At 67.8% G+C, this 23502-nt stretch carries 16 protein-coding genes and 1 pseudogene; 14 read left to right on the forward strand and 3 right to left on the reverse strand.

The annotated features are described in order from the left end of the window. Positions 1 to 54: 54 nt before the first annotated feature. The 14 genes and pseudogenes from QN315_RS18645 (at position 55) to parC (ending at position 19710) form a co-directional block, all read left to right on the forward strand. A complete protein-coding gene (locus tag QN315_RS18645) occupies positions 55 to 801 on the forward strand; it encodes an NADH-quinone oxidoreductase subunit J (protein WP_323990861.1) in 747 nt (248 codons plus the stop codon). Continuing rightward, a complete protein-coding gene (nuoK, locus tag QN315_RS18650; protein WP_323990862.1) occupies positions 798 to 1121 on the forward strand; it encodes an NADH-quinone oxidoreductase subunit NuoK in 324 nt (107 codons plus the stop codon). Before QN315_RS18645 ends, nuoK begins: the two co-directional genes overlap by 4 nt. A gap of 7 nt (positions 1122 to 1128) precedes the next feature. Continuing rightward, a complete protein-coding gene (nuoL, locus tag QN315_RS18655; protein WP_323990863.1) occupies positions 1129 to 3069 on the forward strand; it encodes an NADH-quinone oxidoreductase subunit L in 1941 nt (646 codons plus the stop codon). Positions 3070 to 3092: 23 nt separating this feature from the next. Beyond that, complete coding sequence (gene nuoN / locus QN315_RS18660; protein ID WP_323990864.1) at positions 3093 to 4517, forward strand: NADH-quinone oxidoreductase subunit NuoN; 1425 nt, start codon at positions 3093 to 3095, stop codon at positions 4515 to 4517. Positions 4518 to 4528: 11 nt separating this feature from the next. After that, positions 4529 to 5350 carry a biotin--[acetyl-CoA-carboxylase] ligase gene (locus QN315_RS18665; protein ID WP_323990865.1) on the forward strand — a complete coding sequence of 274 codons (822 nt, stop codon included), beginning with the start codon at positions 4529 to 4531 and terminating at the stop codon, positions 5348 to 5350. A gap of 290 nt (positions 5351 to 5640) precedes the next feature. Then, a pseudogene (locus QN315_RS18670) lies at positions 5641 to 7288 on the forward strand (ribonuclease J). A gap of 383 nt (positions 7289 to 7671) precedes the next feature. Next, complete coding sequence (gene proS / locus QN315_RS18675) at positions 7672 to 8988, forward strand: proline--tRNA ligase (protein ID WP_176639540.1); 1317 nt, start codon at positions 7672 to 7674, stop codon at positions 8986 to 8988. A 2-nt stretch (positions 8989 to 8990) separates the two neighbouring features. Beyond that, the gene (locus QN315_RS18680; RefSeq protein WP_176639539.1) at positions 8991 to 10238 is read left to right on the forward strand and encodes a lipoprotein-releasing ABC transporter permease subunit; all 1248 of its coding nucleotides are present in this window, start codon (positions 8991 to 8993) and stop codon (positions 10236 to 10238) included. After that, the gene (locus tag QN315_RS18685; protein ID WP_323990866.1) at positions 10231 to 10926 is read left to right on the forward strand and encodes an ABC transporter ATP-binding protein; all 696 of its coding nucleotides are present in this window, start codon (positions 10231 to 10233) and stop codon (positions 10924 to 10926) included. Before QN315_RS18680 ends, QN315_RS18685 begins: the two co-directional genes overlap by 8 nt. Positions 10927 to 11038: 112 nt before the next feature. Beyond that, positions 11039 to 14464: a DNA polymerase III subunit alpha gene (gene dnaE, locus QN315_RS18690; protein ID WP_323990867.1), complete on the forward strand. Its 3426-nt coding sequence runs from the start codon at positions 11039 to 11041 to the stop codon at positions 14462 to 14464. Between the two features lie 202 nt (positions 14465 to 14666). Beyond that, complete coding sequence (gene rpsB / locus QN315_RS18695) at positions 14667 to 15446, forward strand: 30S ribosomal protein S2 (protein WP_176640776.1); 780 nt, start codon at positions 14667 to 14669, stop codon at positions 15444 to 15446. Between the two features lie 255 nt (positions 15447 to 15701). Next, positions 15702 to 16607: a translation elongation factor Ts gene (gene tsf / locus QN315_RS18700; RefSeq protein ID WP_323990868.1), complete on the forward strand. Its 906-nt coding sequence runs from the start codon at positions 15702 to 15704 to the stop codon at positions 16605 to 16607. A 43-nt stretch (positions 16608 to 16650) separates the two neighbouring features. Beyond that, positions 16651 to 17400, forward strand: coding sequence for a DNA repair protein RecO (gene recO, locus QN315_RS18705; protein WP_323990869.1), 750 nt, complete (start codon positions 16651 to 16653; stop codon positions 17398 to 17400). Positions 17401 to 17490: 90 nt separating this feature from the next. Continuing rightward, positions 17491 to 19710 carry a DNA topoisomerase IV subunit A gene (parC, locus tag QN315_RS18710; protein WP_323990870.1) on the forward strand — a complete coding sequence of 740 codons (2220 nt, stop codon included), beginning with the start codon at positions 17491 to 17493 and terminating at the stop codon, positions 19708 to 19710. Between the two features lie 49 nt (positions 19711 to 19759). On the opposite strand, the gene QN315_RS18715 is transcribed toward parC, so the two are convergent. From QN315_RS18715 to QN315_RS18725, 3 genes are all read right to left on the reverse strand, one after another. Further along, positions 19760 to 20539: an arginyltransferase gene (locus QN315_RS18715; RefSeq protein WP_323990871.1), complete on the reverse strand. Its 780-nt coding sequence runs from the start codon at positions 20537 to 20539 to the stop codon at positions 19760 to 19762. A gap of 260 nt (positions 20540 to 20799) precedes the next feature. Continuing rightward, positions 20800 to 21798: a porphobilinogen synthase gene (gene hemB, locus QN315_RS18720; RefSeq protein ID WP_323990872.1), complete on the reverse strand. Its 999-nt coding sequence runs from the start codon at positions 21796 to 21798 to the stop codon at positions 20800 to 20802. A gap of 210 nt (positions 21799 to 22008) precedes the next feature. After that, positions 22009 to 23469, reverse strand: coding sequence for an amino acid permease (locus tag QN315_RS18725; protein ID WP_176640102.1), 1461 nt, complete (start codon positions 23467 to 23469; stop codon positions 22009 to 22011). Between the last annotated feature and the right edge of the window lie 33 nt (positions 23470 to 23502).

Consider the following 23502-nt stretch of genomic DNA (forward strand, 5'->3'; position numbering starts at 1 on the left):
GCGCGGCGCGCGGCGGCGGCAGGAGGAAAGAGCCATGCGGCAGGAAGGTCACGGATGATGACCCAAATCGTCTTCTATGTATTTGCGACGGTGCTGGTCCTGTCGGCCGGGATGGTGGTCAGCGCCCGCAACCCGGTCCATTCGGTGCTGTTCCTGATCCTGGCCTTCTTCAACGCCGCGGGGCTGTTCCTGGTCGCGGGGGCCGAGTTTCTGGCGATGATCCTGGTCATCGTCTATGTCGGCGCGGTGGCGGTGCTGTTCCTGTTCGTCGTCATGATGCTGGATGTGCGCTTCACCGAAATGCGCGAGGGGCTGCAGCGTTATGCACCGTTCGGGGCCGCGGTGGGCGGAGTGCTGCTGGCGGAGCTGGTGCTGGCCTTCGGCCATTGGCGGGTCGCGTCGCAGATCGGCGCGATCGGCCATCTGGTGCCGGCGCCGGGGCGGAGCAACACGGCCGCGCTGGGTGACGTGCTTTACACGCACTATGTCTTCCTGTTCCAGGCCTGCGGGCTGGTGCTGCTGGTCGCGATGATCGGGGCGATCGTGCTGACCCTGCGCGAGCGGCCGATGGGGCGGCGGCAGAATATCGAGCGCCAGCATGCGCGCACCGCGACGGAATCGCTGGAGATGATGGCCCTGCCGCTGGGCGGAGGGGTGATCGGCAACGGGGGATTCCTGCGGCCGAAGGAGTCCTATTTCATTGCCTCCGTCCCCGGATCGTACGGCGTGACGGACGAGATCGCGCCGGAGGCGGCGACGCGGGCCGAAGGCGCTGCGGACCAGGAAGGAGCGGCGCGGTGAACGGCGGTTTGGGAAGCATCGGCATCGGGCCGTATCTGGCGGTCAGTGCCGTCCTGCTGGTTCTGGGCGTGTTCGGGATTTTCCTGAACCGCAAGAACGTCATCATCATCCTGATGTCGATCGAGTTGATCCTGCTGTCGGCGAACCTGAATTTCGTCGCGTTTTCCTCGGCGCTCGGCGATCTGTCCGGGCAAGTCTTCACCCTGTTCGTCCTGACCATCGCGGCGGCGGAATCGGCGATCGGGCTGGCGATCGTAACGGTCTATTTCCGCAATCGCGGATCGATCGAGGTCGAAGACATCAGCATGATGAAGGGGTGAGCGGATCATGGAAACGGCATCCAACCTTTTCGAGATCGCGGTTCTTGCCCCGCTGTTCGGTTCGGCCGTCGCGGGCCTGTTCGGCCGGGTGACGGGCGACAGGATCGCGCAGGCCCTGACCACCGTGCTGATGGTCGTGTCGGCGGGCTGCGGCATCGGCGCGCTGTACGCCGCGCTGCATGCCGGCGGCACGCCCGCCGTGGTGTCCCTGGCCGATTGGATCCGCGCGGGCAATTTCCATGCCGCCTGGACGCTGCGGATGGATACGCTGTCGCTGTCGATGGTGGCGATGGTCGGCTGCGTGTCGGCCTTGGTGCATATCTACAGCACCGGCTACATGGGGCACGAGAAGGTCCCGACCTATCGCTTCTTCTCGTACCTGTCGCTGTTCACCTTCGCCATGCTGATGCTGGTGACGTCCAACGACCTGATCCAGCTGTTCTTCGGCTGGGAAGGGGTGGGGTTGGCCAGCTATCTGCTGATCGGATACTGGTACGACCGGCCCAGCGCGAACGACGCGGCGATCAAGGCGTTTGTGGTCAATCGCGTGGCCGACCTGTTCTTCCTGGTAGGGGTGGCCCTGCTGTTCGTGGAATTCGGTTCCGTCACCTACGACAATATCTTCGCCCTGGTGCCGGCGCATGGCGACGACGTCTATCACCTGTTCGGCACCCATCGGGTCTATGAGGTGATCTGCACGCTGCTGTTCATCGGAGCCATGGGCAAGTCGGCACAATTGTTCCTGCACACCTGGCTGCCGGACGCGATGGAAGGCCCGACGCCGGTTTCCGCGCTGATCCATGCGGCGACCATGGTCACCGCCGGGGTGTTCCTGATGGCGCGCATGTCGCCGCTGGTGGAATTCGCGCCCTATACCAAGGATTTCATCCTGTTCATCGGGGCGACGACCTGCTTCTTCGCCGCCACCGTCGGGCTGGTGCAGCCGGACATCAAGCGGACCATCGCCTATTCGACCTGCTCGCAACTGGGCTATATGTTCATGGCGGCCGGGGTCGGGGCCTATCAGGCGTCGATGTTCCATCTGACGACGCATGCCTTCTTCAAGGCGCTGCTGTTCCTGGGAGCGGGATCGGTCATCCATGCCGTGCATGACGAGCAGGACATGTTCCGCATGGGCGGGCTGTGGAAGAAGATTCCGCTGACCTATGGCGCGATGTGGGCGGGCAGCCTGGCGCTGGCGGGGATTTTCCCCTTCGCCGGCTACTGGTCGAAGGACGCGATCCTGGAAGCGGCCTGGATGGCGCATAGCGGCCTGGGCTTCTATGGCTGGGTGCTGGGCTGCATCACGGCCTTCCTGACGGCGCTGTATAGCTGGCGGCTGTTGTTCCTGGTCTTTCACGGTACGCCGCGCGATGCGCATCTCTACGAGGGCGCGCATGAAAGCCCGCTATCGATGACGCTGCCGCTGGTGCTGCTGGGGCTGGGGGCCGCGCTGGCCGGCCTGCTGCTGGCGCCGCATTATGTCGGGGCCGGGCAGGCGGATTTCTGGGCCGGGGCGATCGTGAACGCGCCGGGCGACACGGTGATCGCGACCCTGGAGCAGACGCCGGAACTGATCGCGCTGGTGCCCAGCATCGCGGGGATCGCGGGGATTGCCGTGGCCTATCTGTGCTATGTGGCCCGTCCGGCGATCCCGGCCGGCCTGGCGCGCGGCATGCGGCCGCTGTACCTGTTCCTGCTGAACAAATGGTATTTCGACGAATTATATGACCGCATCTTCATCCGGCCCTATCAGGCGCTGGCGCGCCTGTTGTGGAAGGGCGCGGATGAAGGGGTGATCGAGGCCATACCCGCCGGGCTGGCGCGCGTGACCGCCGGCACCGCGGCGCAGGCGGTGCGCACGCAGACCGGGTCGATCGCCATCTACGCGTTCACGATGCTGATCGGGCTGGTGGTGCTGGTCTCGACCCTGCTGATTATCCACTGATCTCCGGGAAACGGGTGTAAGCGATGAACTGGACACTTGCTCTGCCGGAAATCGTCCTGGCGTGCTGCGGCCTTGCGATCCTGGTCTTCGGCGTGGTGCAGACGAAGGCGCAGCCTTTCCTGTCCTGCGCGATGCTGACGATCGCGTCCTTCGTGGTGACGGGGTTCCTGGTCCTGACCACGCCGGACGGGGTGGGATACAACCATATCTTCGTCAATGACGACTTCGCCCGCTTCATGAAGATCCTGAGCCTGGCGGGCGGGGCGCTGGCCACCATGCTGACGGTGGGCCATGCGCGCGCGATGAAGGTCGAGCGGTTCGAATTTCCGGTGCTGCTGCTGTTCTCGACCCTGGGCACCATGATGATGGCGTCCTCGGGCAACCTGATGACCCTGTTCATCGGGCTGGAATTGTCGTCGCTGGCGATCTACATCCTGTGCGCCTTCGCGCGGGACGAGGTGGCGGGGGCCGAAGCCGGGCTGAAATATTTCGTGCTGGGGTCGCTGGCGTCGGGCCTGCTGCTCTATGGCTCGGCGCTGGTCTATGGCTTTGCCGGGACCATGGAATACGGCGCCATCCAGCAGGCGCTGGGCGCCGAGGGCGCGGTGCCGCTGGGGCTGATGTTCGGCATCGTGTTCATGCTGGCGGGCCTGACCTTCAAATTGTCGGCGGTGCCGTTCCACATGTGGACGCCCGACGTCTATCAGGGGGCGCCGACCTCGGTGACGGCGTTCATGGCGGGCGCGCCGAAATTCGCGGCGTTCGCGCTGCTGCTGCGGGTGATGGCCGGGCCGTTCGGCCATGTGGCGCCGCAATGGCGGATGCTGGTCGAGGCGATCGCGATCCTGTCGATGCTGTTCGGCGCGGTCGCGGCGATTCCGCAGAAGGACATCAAGCGGCTGATGGCCTATTCGTCGATCGGCCATATGGGATATGCGCTGATGGGGCTGTGCGCCGGCACGCCCGAGGGGATGCGCGGAACGCTGGTCTATCTGGCCACCTACCTGCTGATGAATGTCGGCGCCTTTGCCGTGATCGTCGCCATGCAGCGCAAGGGGCGCGGCCTGACCGCGATTTCCGACCTGTCCGGCCTGGGCCGGACGGACCCGGGCCTGGCGATGGCCATGGCGATCTTCATGCTCAGCATGGCGGGGCTGCCGCCGCTGGCCGGATTTTTCGGCAAGATGATGGTGTTCTATGCCGCGCTGAACGCCCATCTCCATGTCCTGGTGTTGGCCGGTGTGGTCAGCAGCGTGATCGGGGCCTATTATTATGTTCGCGTGGTCAAGGTGATGTTCTTCGAGGATGGCGCGCCGTCCTTCGACCGGCGGCCGCTGTCGCTGTCCTTCCTGTCGGTGGGGATGGGAGTGGCGACGGTCTGCTTCCTGCTGGTATGGGGACCGGTTTCGAGTGCGGCGCAGGCGGCGGCCCTGGCCCTGTTCAGGTGACGGCGGCCGGCTTGCCCCGGCCGCCCGCGCCGTCCGGCGGGACGGCGTGGCGGCTGGAGATCCATGATTCATTGGATTCGACGTCGGATCTGTGCCTGGCGCGTGCCGCGCGGGGCGAGGCGGCGGGGCTGGCCGTGCTGGCCAGGCGGCAGACGCGGGGGCGCGGCAGCCGGGGACGCGAATGGCAGGATCCGGGCGGCAACCTGGCCTTTTCGGTCCTGTTGCGGCCGGAGGGCATTGCGGCGTGGCCGGTCGGGTTGTGGCCCTTTATCGCCGGGCTGGCATTTCATGGGGCCATCGCACCCTGGATCCGCGATCCGGCGCTGCTGCGCCTGAAATGGCCGAACGACCTGCTGCTGGGTGGGCGCAAGATGGCCGGCATCCTGATCGAAAGCGGCGAGGGTCGGTCGGGGCGCTGGATGGTGATCGGTTTCGGCGCCAATCTGCGTGCCGCCCCGGTCGTGCCGGGGCGCGAACTGGCCTGCGTGGCCGATTTCGGCCCACCCCCCGCGCCCGAGAACGTGGCGCGCGCGATCTGCCGCGAACTGGATGCGTGGATGGCGGTCTGCGGCGACGGAGGCTTTGAGCCGGTGCGCGCGGCATGGCTGGCGCGCGCGCATCCGGTGGGCACCGGGCTTGTGGTACGCGGGGAAAGCGGGCAGGTAGAAGGTTCGTTCGACGGCCTGGACGCGCAGGGGATGCTTCTGTTGCGCTGTGCCGGCGGGCAGAGACGGATTTCCACCGGCGAGATCCTGCTGCTGGAGCCCAGCGCCGCGGCGCCGGGGACAAGCGGGACACGGGACGGTGCGCGTCGGGCGGCGGACGGGGATTGAACCGGCGGCCGGCCGGACGGTTGTTGCAATGGGACGCGCTGCGCGTCCGAGGGTTTTGGACGGCCATGGGGCGGGCCGGTCGTCGAGCGGACATGGATTGTCCGGCTCCGACCGGGTCTGGCGCCGGCCGGACGTGGGATCGCCTCCGACGGAGGCATGCCCCTGAGGGCGCCTTTCTGGAGGCGTTTCCCTGGGGGCGGCATGGTCAGGCGGACATGGGCGATGTCCGCGACGGGTTCGGGCCATAGGGCCCAGATGTTGAGAGCGACTGGAAGACTGAAGGATCGAGTATGCAGGACGTGACGGATGGTCTGGCCTTTCTGCCCCTGGGCGGAACGGGCGAGATCGGTATGAATTTCAACCTCTATCGCCTGGGGACCACATGGCTGGCGGTGGATTGCGGGATCGGTTTCAGCGGCAACGATACGCCCGAGGCCGAGATCCTGATGCCGGACCCGGCCTTTATCGTCGAGCGCAAGACGGATCTGGCCGGGCTGGTGATCACCCATGCGCATGAGGACCATCTGGGGGCGGTGGCTCATCTGTGGCCGCGCCTGAACTGCCCGGTTTATGCCACCCCGTTCGCCGCCGCCGTGCTGCGCCGCAAGCTGGGCGAGGCGCATCTGCAGCATCATGTGAAGATCGTCACCATCGCCCCCGGCGGCGCCTTCACGGTCGGGCCGTTCGACCTGCGCTTCATCCCGGTGACCCATTCGGTGCCCGAGGCGCAGGCGCTGGTGCTGCGGACCCCGCACGGCAATGTGGTGCATACCGGCGACTGGAAGTTCGACCCCAACCCGATGGTCGGGCCGCCGACCGACGTGGCGGCGCTGGAGGCGGTAGGCAACGAGGGCGTGCTGGCCCTGGTCTGCGACAGCACCAACGTGATGACCGAGGGCCCGTCGGCGTCGGAATCCGATGTGCGGCGCGGCATGACCGATCTGATCGGGTCGTTGCGCGGGCGGGTCGCGGTGACCTGCTTCGCCAGCAACGTGGCGCGGGTGGAAACCATCGCCAAGGCGGCGCAGGCCGCCGGCCGTTCGGTGGTGATCGTGGGACGGTCGCTGCGCAACCTGGACGTGGCGGCGCGGGAATGCGGCTATCTGGCCGATGTGCCGCCCTTCCTGTCCGAGCAGGAGGCGCACACGCTGCCGGACGACGAGGTGGTGATGATCATCACCGGCAGCCAGGGCGAGCCGCGTTCGGCCCTGTCGCGTATCGCGGGCGACACGCATCCCAATATCTCGCTGGGCGAGGGGGATACCGTGATCTACAGCAGCCGCATGATCCCGGGGAACGAGCAGGCGGTCATGCAGGTGCAGGATAACCTGACCCGCCGGGGCGTGCGGGTGCTGACCGACCGCGACCATCTGGTGCATGTGTCGGGCCATGCGACGGGCGGCGACGTGCGCCGCCTGTTCGACCTGGTGCGGCCGCGCTTTGCCGTGCCGGTGCATGGCGAATGGCGCCACCTGACGGCCAACGCCGCGATCGCGCGGGAGAAGGGCGTGTCGCCGATCCTGCTGGAAGACGGCGACATCCTGAACCTGTCCCCGGGTGTGGTCGAAGTGGTCGATACCGCGCAGACCGGCCGGCTGGTGCTGGATGGCGGACGGCTGTTGCCGATGAATGGCGGGGTGCTGGCGGCGCGCCGGCGCATGCTGTTCAACGGCATGGTCATCGGCAGTTTCGCGGTGGATGACGAGGGCTATCTGATCGGCGATCCGAAGGTGAGCGCGCCGGGCCTGCTGGACCCCGAGGATCACCGAGACCGTGCGCATGACCGAGGAGTTCGGCGACGCGCTGGACGAGATTCCCGACGAGCTGCGCCAGGACGATACGACCTTCCGCGAGGCGGCGAAGACCGCGCTGCGCCGCGCGCTGGGGCGCAAGCTGCAGAAGCGGCCGCTGGTGGACGTGCATCTGCTGCGCGTCTGAGCGGTCGTGGTGCAAGCCGGCGCATCTGACAGGCCGGCGTGTCTGTCGGGGAGCTGAAAGCGGGGGGCTGAAAGGATTACGGCAGGAGGTGCATGGCGCCTCCTGCCGTTCCCGGACGTTTTTTCCTTCCCTAAACCCGGTGCCTGTGACGACCGGATCAGACAGCGGGGACTGTAGGAGCCCCGTTCGGGCCTGTCACCTGCCTCACGCCTTTGTTGAACGGGTTGGCGCGGAGATGGGCTTCACACTTCGTTGTTCGTTTTATGCGCCTGTTTGCGCGCCCGTGTGCGCGGCCCGTGGCGGAATGGCGGGTTCTGGCGTATTCGTCTTACCTTTCCACGATCCGCCCGGCCGGTGGCCGGTTTTTCGAGGTTGATATCGGTATGCGTCTGTCCCGCGGCTTCCTGCCGACTCTCAAGGAGAATCCTGCCGAGGCGCAGGTCATCTCGCACCGCCTGATGCTGCGGGCCGGGCTGATTCGCCAGACGGCGGCCGGGATCTATGCGTGGCTGCCGGCCGGCTTGCGCGTGCTGCGCAATATCGGCCAGATCGTGCGCGAGGAGCAGGATGCGATCGGCGCGCAGGAATTGCTGATGCCCACCATCCAGCCGGCGGAATTGTGGCGGCGGTCGGACCGCTACGATGCCTATGGTCCCGAGATGCTGCGCATCCAGGATAGGCACGAGCGCGAATTGCTGTACGGGCCGACCAATGAGGAAATGATCACCGACCTGTTCGGCCAGGTGGTGAAGTCGTACCGCGAACTGCCGCAGGTGCTGTACCATATCCAGTGGAAGTTCCGCGACGAGGTGCGGCCGCGATTCGGGGTGATGCGCGGGCGTGAATTCCTGATGAAGGATGCCTACAGCTTCGACGCCGATTACGATTCGGCGGTCGATACCTATCGGCGGATGATGCTGGCCTATCTGCGCACCTTCCAGCGCCTGGGGGTAAAGGCGATCCCGATGGTGGCCGATACCGGCCCGATCGGCGGCGAGCTGAGCCATGAATTCCTGATCCTGGCGCCGACCGGCGAAAGCGGCGTGTTCTTCGACGGGGCGTTCGAGGAGCAGGACTGGCTGTCCGAGCCGGTGGACATCGCCGACCGCGATTCGCTGGCGGCGTTCTTCAGCCGCATGACCTCTTTCTATGCCGCCACCGACGAGAAGCATGACGAGGCCGCCTGGGCCGGCGTGCCCGCCGAGCGCCGGCGCGAGGGGCGCGGCATCGAGGTGGGGCATATCTTTCATTTCGGCCGCAAATATACCGGGTCGATGGATATCGCGGTCAGCGGGCCGGACGGCGCGCCGCTGCACCCGGAAATGGGGTCGTACGGCATCGGCGTGTCGCGCCTGGTCGCCGCGATCATCGAGGCCAGCCATGACGATAACGGCATCATCTGGCCGGAGAGCGTGGCGCCGTTCCGTGCTGCGATCCTGAACCTGAAACCGGGGGACGCGGGGTGCGACGCGCTGTGCGAGCAATTGTACCGCGCGGCGCCGGACCGGTTCCTGTATGACGATCGTGCCGAGCGCGCGGGGGTGAAATTCGCCGATGCCGACCTGATGGGCCATCCCTGGCAGATCATCGTGGGCCCGCGCGGCGCCAAGGACGGCAAGGTGGAACTGAAGCGCCGCGCCGACGGCGAACGGTTCGAATTGCCGGTGGACGAGGCGCTGGCGCGGGTGATCGGGGCCTGATCATGTTCGGTCCATTCGAGCGCGCGGTGGCCGGGCGCTATCTGCGCGCCCGCAAGGGCGAGCGGTTCGTGTCGGTCATCGCCATCTTCTCGCTGGTCGGGATTGCCCTGGGGGTGGCGACCCTGATCATCGTCATGGCGGTGATGAACGGGTTCAAGGCCGATCTGATGGGCCGTATCCTGGGGTTGAACGGGGATATGAGCCTGTTCAGCGTCAGCCGCTCGATCGGGAATTACGACGACCTGGCCGCCACCGTGCGGCACGTGCCGGGCGTGACGGCCGCCACGCCGCTGATCGAGGGGCAGGTGCTGCTGAGCGCCGGCAGCTACAATACGGGGGGGATGGTGCGCGGCATGACCCGCGCGGGCCTGCGCGACCTGCACGAGGTCAGCGATTCGCTGGTCGCGGGGTCGCTGGACGGGTTCGACGGCAATGACGCGATCATCATCGGCGTGACCCTGGCCGAACGGGCCGGCCTGTCGGTCGGGTCGCGGCTGACGCTGATTTCGCCCAACGGAGCGGCCACGCCGTTCGGCACCATGCCGCGGATCAGGGCGTATCACGTGGTGGCGATCTTCGACGCCGGAATGAACGATTATAACAGTTCGTATGTCTTTCTGCCGCTGCCGGCCGCGCAGGTCTATTTCCAGATGCCCGACCAGGTGACGCAGATCCAGGTGATGACCCGCGACGCCACCAACGTCCAGCCGGTGCGCGCGGCGATCGAGCGCGCGGTGGGCGACAGCCGGATCCGCGTGCTGGACTGGACGCAGACCAACAATGCGTTCTTCGGCGCGGTGACGGTGGAGCAGAACGTGATGTTCCTGATCCTGACCCTGATCGTGCTGGTGGCGGCCTTCAACGTGATTTCGTCGCTGATCATGATGGTGAAGGACAAGACGGCCGATATCGCCGTGCTGCGCACCATCGGGGCCAGCCGGGGGGCGATCATGCGCATCTTCCTGATGTGCGGCGCCTCGGTGGGGGTGACGGGGACGGTAATCGGCACCGTGCTGGGCATCGTGTTCTGCCTGAACATCGAGCGGATCCGGCAGTTCCTGCAGTCGCTGACTGGGACGAACCTGTTCAATCCCACGGTCTATTACCTGGAGCACCTGCCGGAGAAGCTGATCTGGTCGCAGGTGGTCGAGGTGATCGTCATGGCGCTGAGCCTGTCGCTGCTGGCGACGCTGTACCCGTCCTGGCGCGCGGCGCGGACCGATCCGGTGGAGGCGCTGCGTCATGAGTGAGGCTGTGACGCCGCTGGTGCTGTCGGGCGTCTGGCGGACCTTTCGCAGTGGGGACGAGGTGCTGGACGTGCTGCAGGGCGTGGACCTGGCCCTGCGCGCCGGCGAGATCGTGGCCCTGGTGGCGCCGTCGGGGACCGGCAAGTCGACATTGCTGCACCTGGCCGGGCTGCTGGAGTCGCCCGACCGGGGGCAGGTCGTGGTCGGCGGCCAGGATGCGGGGCGGCTGGGCGACCTGGAGCGCACGGCGATCCGCCGCCGGCGCATCGGATTCGTCTATCAGTTCCATCATCTGCTGGCGGAGTTCACCGCCCGGGAAAACGTGATCCTGCCGCAACTGATCGCCGGCGTGCCGCGCGCCGACGCGCGGGCGCGGGCCGATTCGCTGCTGGGCGCCTTCGGGCTGGGGCATCGGCTGGAGCATCTGCCGGGGCGGCTGTCGGGCGGCGAGAAGCAGCGCGTGGCCATCGCCCGGGCGCTGGCGAACCGGCCGGGCATCCTGCTGGCGGACGAGCCGACGGGAAATCTGGACGTCCATACCGCGGACACCGTGTTCGACGAATTGCTGCGCATGGTGCGGGGCGAGGGCGTCGCGGCGCTGATCGCCACCCACAACGACGCGCTGGCCGCGCGGATGGACCGGGTGGTGACGCTGCGCGAGGGCAGGCTGGTGGAACTGGCCCGTCACTGAAGCAGCCGGGCCAGCGGGTCAGGGGAAGCGGGCCAGGGCAGGCGTTCCGGGGGATACGCTTTCCCGGCGGGGGGTGATACCGCCGGGGCAGAGGATGGGGTAGGCTTGCGGCATGTCGCACGCCGATTTCGTCCATCTTCGCGTCCATTCCGCCTACTCGCTCAGCCAGGGGGCGATTCGCGTCGCCGAACTGGCCGGACTGGCGCAGGAGATGCGCATGCCGGCGGTGGCCATCACCGATACCGGCAATCTGTTCGGCGCGCTGGAATTCTCGCAATATTGCTCGGGCAAGGGGGTGCAGCCGATCATCGGCTGCCAGGTCGGCCTGCCGCCGCGGGCGGACAAGCCCGGCCTGCCGGCCGAGCCGGTGGTCCTGCTGGCGCAGGACGAGATCGGGCTTGCGAACCTGCAATATCTGTCCTCGCAAGGGTTCCTGCAGGGGGATGCCGCCGAGCCCATGGTGTCGCCCGAGCTGCTGTGTGCGCGCTCCGAAGGGCTGATGCTGCTGACCGGCGGGACGCGCGGGCCGCTGTTTCGCATGCTGGCCGACGGGCAGGAGGACGAGGCGCGGCGTTTCCTTGAACAATTGCAGGGCGCCTTCGGCGACCGGCTGGCGGTCGAACTGCATCGCCACGGGCTGCCGGTCGAGCGGGCGGTGGAACCCGGGGTGATCCATCTGGCCGACCAGTTGGGCCTGCCGCTGGTGGCGACCAACGAATGTTTCTTTCCCCGCCCCGACCTGTACGAGGCGCATGACGCGCTGCTGTGCATCGCCCAGGGCCGCACGATGGCCGAGCGTGATCGCTGGCGGGTGACGCCGGAACACTGGTTCAAGACCCCGGCGATGATGCGCGAGCTGTTCGCCGACCTGCCGGAAGCCTGCGACAACACGCTGGCGATCGCCCGGCGCTGTGCCGTGCGGGTGGAGACGCGCAAGCCGCTGCTGCCGGTCTGTCCCAAGGTGCAGCCGGGATCGACCGAGGAAGAGACGCTGCGCGCCATGGCGGCCGACGGGCTGGCGCGGCGCCTGGAGCGCATGACGCTGGATGAGGAAACGCGCCGCGCCTATCGCGAGCGGTTGACCTTCGAGCTGGATATCATCGCGAAGATGGGGTTCCCCGGCTATTTCATGATCGTCGCGGACTTCATCCAGTGGGCGAAGGCGCACGACATCCCGGTGGGGCCCGGGCGCGGCTCGGGCGCCGGATCGCTGGCGGCCTGGGCGCTGACGATCACCGATATCGATCCGATTCCCTTCAACCTGCTGTTCGAGCGCTTCCTGAACCCCGAGCGCGTGTCGATGCCGGATTTCGACATCGATTTCTGCCAGGACCGGCGTGACGAGGTGATCCGCTATGTGCGGAGCGAATATGGCCCCGACCGGGTGGCGCAGATCATCACCTTCGGAAAATTGCAGGCCCGGGCGGCCGTGCGCGACGTGGGGCGCGTGCTGGGACTGCCGTTCGGCATGGTCAACAAGGTCGCCGAGCTGATCCCGAACAACCCGGCCAAGCCGGTGACCCTGAAGCAGGCGATCGAGGGCGAGCCGCGCCTGCAGGAGATGCGCGACGCGGACGAGGCGATCCGCCGGCTGCTGGAGATCGGCCTGCAACTGGAGGGCCTGTATCGCCATGCCAGCACCCATGCCGCCGGCGTGGTGATCGGGGACCGGCAACTGGTCGAGCTGGTGCCGCTCTATCGCGATCCGAAGAGTGACATGCTGGTCACCCAGTACAACATGAAGTTCGTCGAGCAGGCGGGGCTGGTGAAGTTCGACTTCCTGGGCCTGACGACGCTGACGATCCTGCAACGGGCAGTGCAGTTCCTGAAGGGCCTGGGCGAGACGGTGGACCTGTCGGCGCTGCCGCTGGACGATCCGCTGACGTACGAGATGCTGGCGCGGGGCGACACCGGCGGGGTGTTCCAGTTCGAAGGGGCGGGGATGCGCGACGTCCTGAAGCAGATGCGCCCCACCCGGCTGGAGGACCTGATCGCCGCGGTGGCGCTGTATCGCCCGGGGCCGATGGCGAACATTCCCGATTATTGCCGCCGCAAGCACGGCGAGGCGTGGGAGCCGCCGCACGAGGAGATCCGTTCGATCCTGGAAGAGACCTATGGCATCATGGTCTACCAGGAGCAGGTGATGCAGATCGCCCAGAAGATGGCGGGCTACAGCCTGGGCGGGGCCGACCTGTTGCGCCGTGCGATGGGCAAGAAGATCCGCGCCGAGATGGACAAGCAGCGCGAGATCTTCACCGAGGGCGCGGTGGGGCGCGGCATCGATCGCGACAAGGCGATCGAGGTCTTCGATCTGATGGCGAAATTCGCCGATTACGGGTTCAACAAATCCCACGCGGCGGCCTATGCCCTGGTGTCGTACCAGACGGCCTGGATGAAGGCGAACCATCCGGTGCCGTTTCTTGCGGCCTGCATGTCGCTGGCGCGGGAAAAGACCGACAAGCTTGCGGCCCTGCGGCAGGAGGCCGAGCGGCTGGGCATTCCGGTGCTGCCGCCCGACATCAATCTGTCGGGCGCCGATTTCACCGTCGAGCGGCTGGAGGATGGACGGCTGGGCATCCGCTATGCCCTGGCGGCGGTGAAGAAGGTCGGCTTCGCGGCGATGGAGGCGCTGGTGGCCGCGCGGGGGCGGCGGCCGTTCGCCGACCTGGCGGACCTGGCGGCGCGGGTCGACCCCAGGCAGTTGAACAAGATGCAGATCGAGAACCTGGCCAAGGCAGGGGCTTTCGACCGGGTCGTGCCCAACCGCGCCCTGGTGGCGGCTGCGGCCGAAACCGTGCTGCGCCGCGCCAATGCCCAGGCCCAGGAGGCGGCCAGCGGGCAGATCGGGCTGTTCGGCGGCGGCGGGAACGCGTCGCCCGAGCCGCTGCGCCTGCCGGAGGTGGCGGACTGGCCGGAATTCGAGCGGCTGAGCATGGAGGCCGAGGCGATCGGCTTTCACATGACGGCGCATCCACTGGATTCGTACGGGCTGTTAATGCGCCGGCTGGGAGTGGTGCGGGCCAGCGGGCTGGAAGCCGCGGCCCAGGCCGGGCTGACGCGGGTGAAGGTCGCCGGCTGCGTGATCGACCGCAAGGAGCGCCCGACCCGCACCGGCAGCAAGATGGCCTGGGTGCGCCTGTCGGATGCCAGCGGCGGGTGCGAAGTCACGCTGTTTTCCGAAGTGCTGTCGCGCACCCGCGACGTCCTGACCGCCGGGACCGCCGTGCTGGTCAGCGCCGAGCTGCGCCTGGATGGCGACGCGCTGCGCATCACCGCCAGCGACGTCGTGTCGCTGGAGCAGGCGGCGGCGGACGCGGCGGCGGAACTGCGCATCTGGTTCGACCGCGAGGAGGCGATCGGCCCGATCCATTCCATCCTCTCCGACGAGAAGGGGGGACGCGGCAAGGTGATCCTGCTGCCCTCGGTGGCCGAGACGCGGGATGTCGAAGTGCGCCTGGGGGGCGCGTACCGGGTGACGCCGCGCATGGCGCAGATGATTCGCGCCGTGCCCGGCGTGGAGAAGGTCGAGCAGGGCTAGCCGGCCGGCCCAGGGACCTCCGGGCGCCTTGTGTTGGCGGTTTTCGGCCGGCGGGCGCTTGCATTGCGTGGGAAAAATCGTCATATCGACGCCCGTCGGCCGGTTCGGCCGGCAATTCGCACGCGAAGCAATGCCTCTGGTGTCCCGCGCGGGACCGGCGCTTCGCGGAGGACCAACCAGAAGAGCAAGGATTTGGCCGATCATGGCTATGCCCGATTTCACGATGCGCCAGCTATTGGAAGCCGGCGTGCATTTCGGACACCACACCCGCCGCTGGAACCCGCGCATGGCGCCGTTCCTGTTCGGCGTGCGCAACCAGGTGCACATCATCGACCTGCAGCAGACGGTGCCGATGCTGGACCGTGCGCTGAAGGCGATTCGCGACACCGTGGCCGGCGGCGGCCGCGTGCTGTTCGTCGGCACCAAGCGCGCCGCGGCGGACCAGATCGCCGATGCCGCGAAGCGTTGCGGCCAGTACTACGTCAACCATCGCTGGCTGGGCGGCATGCTGACGAACTGGAAGACCATCACCGGTTCGATCAAGCGCCTGCGCCAGATCGACGACATGCTGGCCGGCGATACCCAGGGCCTGACGAAGAAGGAAATCCTGGACATCACCCGCAACCGCGAGAAGCTGGAACGCTCGCTGGGCGGCATCAAGGAAATGGGCGGCCTGCCGGATATCCTGTTCGTCATCGACACGAACAAGGAGAAGCTGGCGGTCGAGGAAGCCAACAAGCTGGGCATTCCGGTCGTGGCGGTGCTGGACAGCAATTCCGACCCGCGCGGCGTGACCTTCCCGATCCCGGGCAATGACGACGCCATCCGCGCCATCGCGCTGTATTGCGAGCTGGTGTCGGGCGCGGTCCTGGACGGCATTTCGGCCGAGCTGGGCGCGTCGGGCCAGGATTTCGGCGCGGCCGAGGAACTGCCGATCGACACCGTGGCCGAGGCCGACGCCGCCGAGGCCCAGGCGGTCTGACGCCGGGAGCCACCCGGCGGGACGATTCATCGAAGAATCTCCCGGACCGGCGGGCCGTTCGGATAATGCTTGCCGTGTCCGTTCGCTGACGGGACATGCAGGCGCTTCCCGCGCGTGCGGCACCGGGCGGGCTGGAGTATGAGGGGTTTCGCCCGTGCGGCATCGGCGGCCAGCGGGGGGAACCGGCATGATGACAGACGCAAGCGCGCGTCCTGCCGGTCCGGCAGGGCGCGCCTGCCTTGAGGAGAGACGGATATGGCGGAGATTACCGCAGCCCTGGTGAAGGAACTTCGCGAGAAGACCGGCGCCGGCATGATGGACTGCAAGAAGGCCCTGAACGAGGCCGGCGGCGAGATCGAGGGCGCGATCGACTGGCTGCGCAAGAAGGGCCTGGCCGCCGCGGCGAAGAAGTCCGGCCGCGTGACGGCCGAGGGCCTGGTCGGCGTCGCGTCGTCCGAGTGCGTCGCCGCGATGGTCGAGGTGAATGCCGAGACCGACTTCGTCGCCCGTAACGAGAGCTTCCAGAATTTCGTCGAGGCCGTGGCCAAGGCCGCGCTGACCGCCGGCGAGGACCTGGAGAAGATCAAGGCCGTGGTGCTGGAGAGCGGCCGCACGGTCGCCGACGAGCTGACCCACCTGATCGCCACGATCGGCGAGAACATGTCGATCCGCCGCGCGCGCGTGCTGAGCGTGCCGTCGGGCGTCGTGGCCAGCTACATCCATTCGGCCGTGCGTCCGGGCCTGGGCAAGATCGGCGTTCTGGCCGCGATCGAGGCCCCGTCGGGCAACGAGGCGCTGGAGATTCTGGGCCGCCAGGTCGGCATGCATGTCGCCGCGACCCGTCCGGCCGCGCTGGATATCGACAGCGTCGATCCGGCGTCGCTGGAGCGCGAGCGCGCCGTCCTGATCGAGCAGGCCCGTGCGTCGGGCAAGCCCGAGGCGATCATCGAGAAGATGGTCGAGGGCCGCATCCGCAAGTTCTACGAGGAAGTGGTCCTGCTGGAGCAGGTGTGGGTGCATGACGGCGAAAGCCGGGTGCGCAAGATCGTCGAGAAGGCCGGCGCCAAACTGGTGGCGTTCGATCGCTTCCAACTGGGCGAAGGCATCGAGAAGGAAGAGAACGACTTCGCGGCCGAGGTCGCCAAGGCGGCCGGCGTCTGATCGACGCGGCATCATCGAGCCTGGACGGGGCGGGGCCTTCCTGATGGAATGGGAGGTACCCGCCCTTGTGCTGTCCGCGGCGCCCTATGGCGAAAGCAGCGCCATCATCCACCTGCTGACCGAGGAATACGGGCTGGTCCACGGTCTGGCGCGCGGGGGCACGGCGCGGGCCAGCCGGGCGCTGTGGCAGCCCGGCAACCTGATCCGCGCGGCGTGGCGCGCGCGCCTGCCGGACCAACTGGGCAATCTGTCGGGCGAACTGGTGCATGGCCCGGCCGCACGGCTGATGACGGCGCCGCTGGCGATGGCCATGCTGGCCTCGACCTGCGCGGTGGCGGATGGCAGCCTGCCGGAGCGCGAGCCCCATCCGCGCATCTTCCATCTTCTGACCCGTTTCTTCAGCCTGATCGGCCTGGATCCGGACCTGGCGGGGTGGAGCGGCATGGCCGCGCTGCTGCGGTGGGAAGCCTGCCTGCTGAGCGACCTGGGCTATGGCATGGATCTGTCGGCCTGTGCGCTGGGCGGCGGGCGGGAGGACCTGGCCTGGGTCTCGCCGCGCACCGGGCGGGCGGTCGGCGACGCGGCGGCCGGGGCGTGGCGGCCGCGCCTGCTGCGGCTGCCGCCGCTTTTTCTGGATGAATCGGACCCCGGCACGCACCGTGACTGGTGCGACGGGCTGCGTCTGACCGGGCATTTCCTGGCGCGCGACGCGTTCGGCCAGCGCCATCGTCCGCTGCCCCCCGCCCGGCTGCGGCTGGCGGACATGGTCGCGGAACTGCCCGATACGGCGTGATCGCGGCTTGCCGGCGCCAAGTATGGCAGCAGGCGCGGCAGTGGACAAATCCGGTGTTTTCTCTATCTGTTCCCCCGACAGGAGGAACGCATGACAGTGGATACCAGCGGCCATATCGAGGAAACCCGGCTCGCCGACGCGCTGAGCGAACGGTACCTGGCCTATGCGATGTCCACCATCATGTCGCGCTCGCTGCCCGATGTGCGCGACGGGCTGAAGCCGGTGCATCGGCGGATGATCTACGCGATGCGGCAATTGCGCCTGGACCCCTCGGCGGGGTTCAAGAAATGCGCCCGCGTGGTCGGCGACGTCATCGGTAAATACCATCCGCACGGCGATGCGTCGGTCTATGAAGCCCTGGTGCGGCTGGCGCAGGATTTCGCGGTGCGGTACCCGCTGGTCGAAGGCCAGGGCAATTTCGGGTCGATCGACGGCGATAACGCCGCGGCGATGCGGTACACCGAAGCGCGGATGACCGAGGTGGCCCGCGCGCTGCTGGAGGGAATCGACGATGACGCGGTCGATTTCCGCCCGACCTATGACGGCGAAGAGCAGGAGCCGGTGGTCCTGCCGGCGGCGTTTCCCAACCTGCTGGCCAATGGCGCGGCGGGAATCGCGGTGGGGATGGCGACCAGCATTCCGCCCCATAATGTCGGCGAGGTCTGCGCCGCGGCGATGACGCTGATCCGCCGGCCCGACGCGACGGTGGCCGAACTGATGGAAGACATGCCGGGTCCGGATTTCCCGACCGGCGGCCTGATCGTCGAGGACCGGGCGAGCCTGTTGCAGGCCTATGAGACCGGACGGGGCAGCATCCGCATCCGGGCCCGCTGGTCGGTCGAGCAGGGGCGGTTCGGCACCTGGCAGATCGTGGTGACGGAAATCCCGTACCAGGTGCAGAAATCCCGCCTGATCGAGCAGATCGCGGATCTGATGGAGCAGAAGAAGCTGCCGCTGCTGGGCGATATCCGCGATGAGAGCACGACGGATATCCGGCTGGTGCTGGAGCCGAAATCGCGCGGCGTCGAACCCGAAGTACTGATGGAGACGCTGTTCCGCGCCACCGCGCTGGAAAGCCGGTTCGGGCTGAACATGAATGTGCTGGGCGCGGACAGGGTGCCCGGCGTGCGCAGCCTGCGCGAGGTGCTGCGGGCCTGGCTGGACCATCGGCACGACGTGCTGCAGCGGCGCAGCCGCCACCGGCTGCAGGCGGTGGATCGCCGGCTGGAGATCCTGGACGGGTTCCTGGCGGTCTATCTGAACCTGGACGAGGTCATTCGCATCATCCGCGAGGAGGACGACGCCAAGGCCGGGCTGATCGCCGCGTTCACGCTGACCGAGTTGCAGGCCGAATCCGTCCTGAACATGCGCCTGCGCAGCCTGCGCCGGCTGGAGGAGATGGAGATCCGCAAGGAGCATGCGGCGCTGACGGCCGAGCGCGGGGAGCTGCTGGCGCTGCTGGACAGCGAGGCGCTGCGCTGGAAGCGGATCACCGAGGAGTTGAAGGCGATCCGCAAATCCTTCGGCGGCGGTGCGCTGGGCGCGCGGCGCAGCGAACTGGCCGAGCCGCCGCGTGCGATCGACGTGTCGGTGGCCGAGGCGGTCGAGCGCGAGCCGCTGACCCTGATCCTGTCGGCCAAGGGCTGGGTCAAGGCACTGAAGGGGCACGGCATCGACGCGGCGGCGCAGAAATTCAAGGAAGGCGACGGGTTCCGCATGGCGGTGGAGTGCCACTCCACCGATCGCCTGTGCTTCTTCGCGACCGATGGCAGGGCCTTTACCCTGCGCGCCGCCGACCTGCCGCGCGGGCGGGGCGACGGCCAGCCGATCCGCCTGCTGGTGGATCTGTCGAATGACGAGGACGTGGTCGACATCTTCGTGGTGCGCGAGGGGGGGCGGCATCTGCTGGCGTCCAGCGCCGGGCGCGGGCTGGTGGTGCGCGACGAGGACATGGTCGCCGAAAAGCGCACCGGCAAGCAGGTGCTGAACCTGAAGGATGCCGAAAGCGCGCGGATCTGCCTGGCGGTATCGGGCGATCATGTCGTGGTGCTGGGCCAGAACCGGCGCATGCTGGTCTTTCCGGTGGGGCAACTGCCGGAAATGGCGCGCGGACTGGGGGTCGCGCTGCAGAAATACAAGGAAGGCGGCCTGATGGACGCCTGCATCCTGTCGTCCGAGGCCGGGGTGGCGTGGCCCGATCCGGCGCGGGTCCGCCCCTTTGCCGATTTCCGCGATTATCTGGGCAAGCGCGCCGATGTGGGTCGTCCCGCCCCGGCCTGGGCCACCCGCAAGCCGCGCCCCAAAGCATGAGAGGCAGGGGCTGTGACACACAGCCTCTGAGGCGCGCGGAGCGCGCGCCCTATTCGGGGAATGCGACCGGGAAACGGGCCATGCCGGCGCCTTCCTCGGGCAGGTTCTGGTGGTTCAGGGGGGTCCATGCGCCGCGGAACAGGATTTCCGCCGGGCGGAATCGGGCCTTGTAGGCCATTTTCGCGCTGTCGCGGATCCAGTAGCCCAGATAGAGATAGGGCAGACCCAGCCGCCGCGTATGCGCGATCAGGTGCATGATGGCATAGGCGCCGAGCGAGCGGGATTCCATTGTCGGGTCGAAGAAGCTGTAGACGGCCGACAGCCCGTCATCCAGCCGGTCGATCAGGCTGACGCACACCAACTGGTCTTCCTGGGTGCGGAATTCGACCATCAGCGTGTCGATGGGCGTATCCTCGATCATCGCGCGATAATCGTAGAAATTCATCGCCGCCATGTCGCCGTCGGCATGGCGGGCGAACTGGTAGCGCTGGAAGAGGGTGAATTGCTCGGTCGTGGCGTGGGCCGGGACCTCGAACCCTTCGATGGCCGCGTTGCGGCGCAAGATGCGGCGCTGCGTGCGGTCGGGGGCGAAGGTCGCGACCGGGACGCGGATCGGCACGCAGGCGCTGCAGGCCGGGCAGACCGGGGCGTAGGCGATGGTGTGGCTGCGCCGGAAACCGGCGCGGGACAGGCGGTTATGCAGCCGCTCGGCGTCCGGGCCGCCGATGTCGGTGACGACCTTGCGCTCCATCCGGCCGGCGACATAGGGACAGGGCATTGGCGCCGTCGTGTAGAACAGTTGCGGACGACGCGGCGATGTATAGGTCATACGCCTCCTCGACAGGATACAGCGCCCGGCGGGCCGATTGGCGACGCGGGCCGCCGGGCGGACGCCCCGGTGTCCCGCCGCCGAAATTCGGCACGAATTCCGGCGGTCGGCAGGCCACCAGGAGAATGCTGCGTCGCGCGGGCCCCGCTTTCCGGCCGATGGTAACGGTTTGATCGCGCGTTTGCATCACAATCTGCCGTGCGGGCCGAGATTTGTGACGTCGGCATGACGCTTCGGGCACGGGGCCGGCCGGCGGGGAATCAGCCGGCGCGGAGCAGCCGGGCGGCCTCGACCGCGAAATAGGTCAGCACCCCGCTGGCCCCGGCGCGGCGAAAGCCCATCAGGCTTTCCAGGATCGCGCGGTCGCGGTCCAGCCAGCCGCGCTCCATCGCCCCGGCCAGCATGGCGTATTCGCCCGACACCTGGTAGGCGAAGGTCGGCACCGCGAACCGCTCGCGCACGCGGCGGATGACGTCCAGATAGGGCATGCCGGGCTTGACCATGACCATGTCCGCGCCCTCGGCCAGGTCCTGTGCCACTTCGCGCAGGGCCTCGTCGCTGTTGGCCGGATCCATCTGGTAGGTCTTCTTGTCGCCCTTCAGCAGGCCGCCCGAGCCCAGCGCGTCGCGAAACGGGCCGTAGAACGCGCTGGCGTATTTGACGGCGTAGGACATGATCCGCGTATCGGTCAGGCCCTGGGCGTCCAGGTCGCGGCGGATGGCGCCGACGCGGCCGTCCATCATGTCGGACGGCGCGATGATGTCGATGCCCGCCGCGGCCTGGTTGACGGCCTGGCGCGACAGGATGGCGACCGACTCGTCATTGGCGACATAGCCGTCGCGGATCACGCCGTCATGCCCGTGGTCGGTATAGGGGTCCAGCGCCACGTCCCCGACCAGCCCCATATGCGGGAATTCGCGCTTCAGCAGCCGGGCGGCGCGGCAGATCAGGTTGTCGGGGTTCAGGGCCTCGGTCCCCTGGGCGTCGCGCAGCGCCGGGGGGGTGACGGGGAACAGCGCCAGGGCCGGGATGCCCAGCGCCGCCGCCGGTTCGACGTGGGCAGCCAGCCGGTCCAGCGTAACGCGCAGCACGCCGGGCATCGAGGCCACTTCGGCCCGGGTGTCGGCGCCTTCGATCACGAAGATCGGCCAGATCAGGTTGTCGACCGCGAGCATCGTCTCGGCGACCAGGCGGCGGGTGAAATCGTCCCGGCGGTTGCGGCGCAGGCGGGTGGTGGGAAATTGGCCGGTCGTCGTCATATGCGCTCTCCGCGCCCGGCGCCGGCGGTCCGGCGGGAACGGCGCGGCTGCGGGCTGATGGTGTAACGGGCACCCGCGCGCCGGGCGCGAGTCCCTCGCCCGCCGCGCATTGCCTTGGGGCCAGTATGGTCCGCCGGGGCCGAACCCGCCAGATATCGGCCGGGCGGGGCGGCCATGCGCCCCTGCCCGGATGGGGTCAGGATAGGGGCGTCAGGATTCGGAAGCCAGGGCGCTGTTGCGGCGACTGTAGCCGAAATAGATCGCCATGCCGATGATCAGCCATACCGCCAGGCGGATCCAGGTCAGCCCGTCCAGCGACAGCATGACCGCCAGGCAGCACAGGATGCCCAGCACCGGAATGACCGGGCCGCCCGGGACGCGGAAGCGGCGTTCGAGCCCCGGTGCGGTGCGGCGCAGGAACATCACGCCGACGCAGACGATGACGAAGGCCAGCAGGGTGCCGATCGAGGTCATGTGCGCCAACTGGTCGATCGGCAGGAAGGCCGCCAGGCCGCCGGTGATGACCATGAACAGCAGGTTGGAATACCACGGCGTGCGCCATTGCGGATGAATGGAAGAGAACATCGCCGGCAGCAGCCTGTCGCGCGACATGGCGTAGAAGACGCGGCTCTGCCCCAGCAGCAGCACCAGCAGCACCGAAGTGAAGCCGCAGATGATGCCGATCTTGACCGCCAGCTTCAGCCACGGGAAGGGCGTGCGGTCGATGGCGGTGGCGACGGGGGCCGCGTCGCCCAGCATGTCATGGTAATTCACCAGCCCGGTCAGTACCAGCGAGAACGCCACATAGGCCAGGGTGCAGATCAGCAGGCTGCCCAGGATGCCGATCGGCATGTCGCGGGCGGGGTTGCGGGTTTCCTGCGCCGCGGTGGAGACGGCATCGAAGCCCACATAGGCGAAGAAGATGGTGCCGGCCGCGCGCATGATGCCCGACAGGCCGAAATGACCGAACGTGCCGGTATTGGCCGGGATGAAGGGAACGTAGTTCGCCGTCTTGATATAGGGCAGGCCGAAGGCGATGACCGCGGCGATGATCGCGAGCTTCACCACCACGATGACGCTGTTGACGCGCGCCGATTCCGACACGCCGCGGATCAGCAGCGCCGAGACGACGCAGATGATGAAGGCGGCCGGCAGGTTCATGAAGCCGGTGACGTGGCTGCCGTCGGGCAGGGTGACGGCCTCGAAGGGCGAGGCCAGCAGGCGGGGCGGCAGCGAGATGCCCCAGGTGCCGAGCAGGGAGGCGACATAGCGCGACCAACTGACCGAGACGGCGGCGGCGCCGACGGCGTATTCCAGCACGAGGTCCCAGCCGATGATCCAGGCCACGATTTCGCCCAGCGCCATGTAGGCATAGGTGTAGGCGCTGCCGGCGATGGGGATCATGCTGGCCAGCTCGCTGTAGCACAGCCCGGCGAAGCCGCAGGCGATGGCGGCGACGATGTAGGACAGGACCACGGCCGGCCCGGCATTTTCGGACGCGGCGATGCCCGTCAGCGAGAACAGGCCGGCGCCGATGGTGCAGCCGATGCCCAGCGCGATCAGGCTGGCGGGGCCCAGGACGCGGCGCAGGCCGTGGCTGTCGTTCGGGATTTCGATTCGCTTGCGGCGGAACAAGCCCGTGGCAGTCTGGTTGGCAGGCGGCTGCGCCATGCAGTGCGTCTCCTGAGAATAGGACGGGGAGGA

The organism is Nguyenibacter sp. L1 (assembly GCF_035199985.1).
In the GTDB taxonomy this organism is placed as follows: domain Bacteria; phylum Pseudomonadota; class Alphaproteobacteria; order Acetobacterales; family Acetobacteraceae; genus Gluconacetobacter; species Gluconacetobacter vanlangensis.

Coding starts and splice junctions, on each gene's coding strand:
- QN315_RS18645 (WP_323990861.1), top strand. CDS start 55: ATGATGACCCAAATCGTCTTCTATGTATTTGCGACGGTGCTGGTCCTG.
- nuoL (WP_323990863.1), top strand. CDS start 1,129: ATGGAAACGGCATCCAACCTTTTCGAGATCGCGGTTCTTGCCCCGCTG.
- nuoN (WP_323990864.1), top strand. CDS start 3,093: ATGAACTGGACACTTGCTCTGCCGGAAATCGTCCTGGCGTGCTGCGGC.
- proS (WP_176639540.1), top strand. CDS start 7,672: ATGCGTCTGTCCCGCGGCTTCCTGCCGACTCTCAAGGAGAATCCTGCC.
- QN315_RS18680 (WP_176639539.1), top strand. CDS start 8,991: ATGTTCGGTCCATTCGAGCGCGCGGTGGCCGGGCGCTATCTGCGCGCC.
- QN315_RS18685 (WP_323990866.1), top strand. CDS start 10,231: ATGAGTGAGGCTGTGACGCCGCTGGTGCTGTCGGGCGTCTGGCGGACC.
- dnaE (WP_323990867.1), top strand. CDS start 11,039: ATGTCGCACGCCGATTTCGTCCATCTTCGCGTCCATTCCGCCTACTCG.
- rpsB (WP_176640776.1), top strand. CDS start 14,667: ATGGCTATGCCCGATTTCACGATGCGCCAGCTATTGGAAGCCGGCGTG.
- tsf (WP_323990868.1), top strand. CDS start 15,702: ATGGCGGAGATTACCGCAGCCCTGGTGAAGGAACTTCGCGAGAAGACC.
- recO (WP_323990869.1), top strand. CDS start 16,651: ATGGAATGGGAGGTACCCGCCCTTGTGCTGTCCGCGGCGCCCTATGGC.
- parC (WP_323990870.1), top strand. CDS start 17,491: ATGACAGTGGATACCAGCGGCCATATCGAGGAAACCCGGCTCGCCGAC.
- QN315_RS18715 (WP_323990871.1), bottom strand. CDS start 20,539: ATGACCTATACATCGCCGCGTCGTCCGCAACTGTTCTACACGACGGCG.
- hemB (WP_323990872.1), bottom strand. CDS start 21,798: ATGACGACGACCGGCCAATTTCCCACCACCCGCCTGCGCCGCAACCGC.
- QN315_RS18725 (WP_176640102.1), bottom strand. CDS start 23,469: ATGGCGCAGCCGCCTGCCAACCAGACTGCCACGGGCTTGTTCCGCCGC.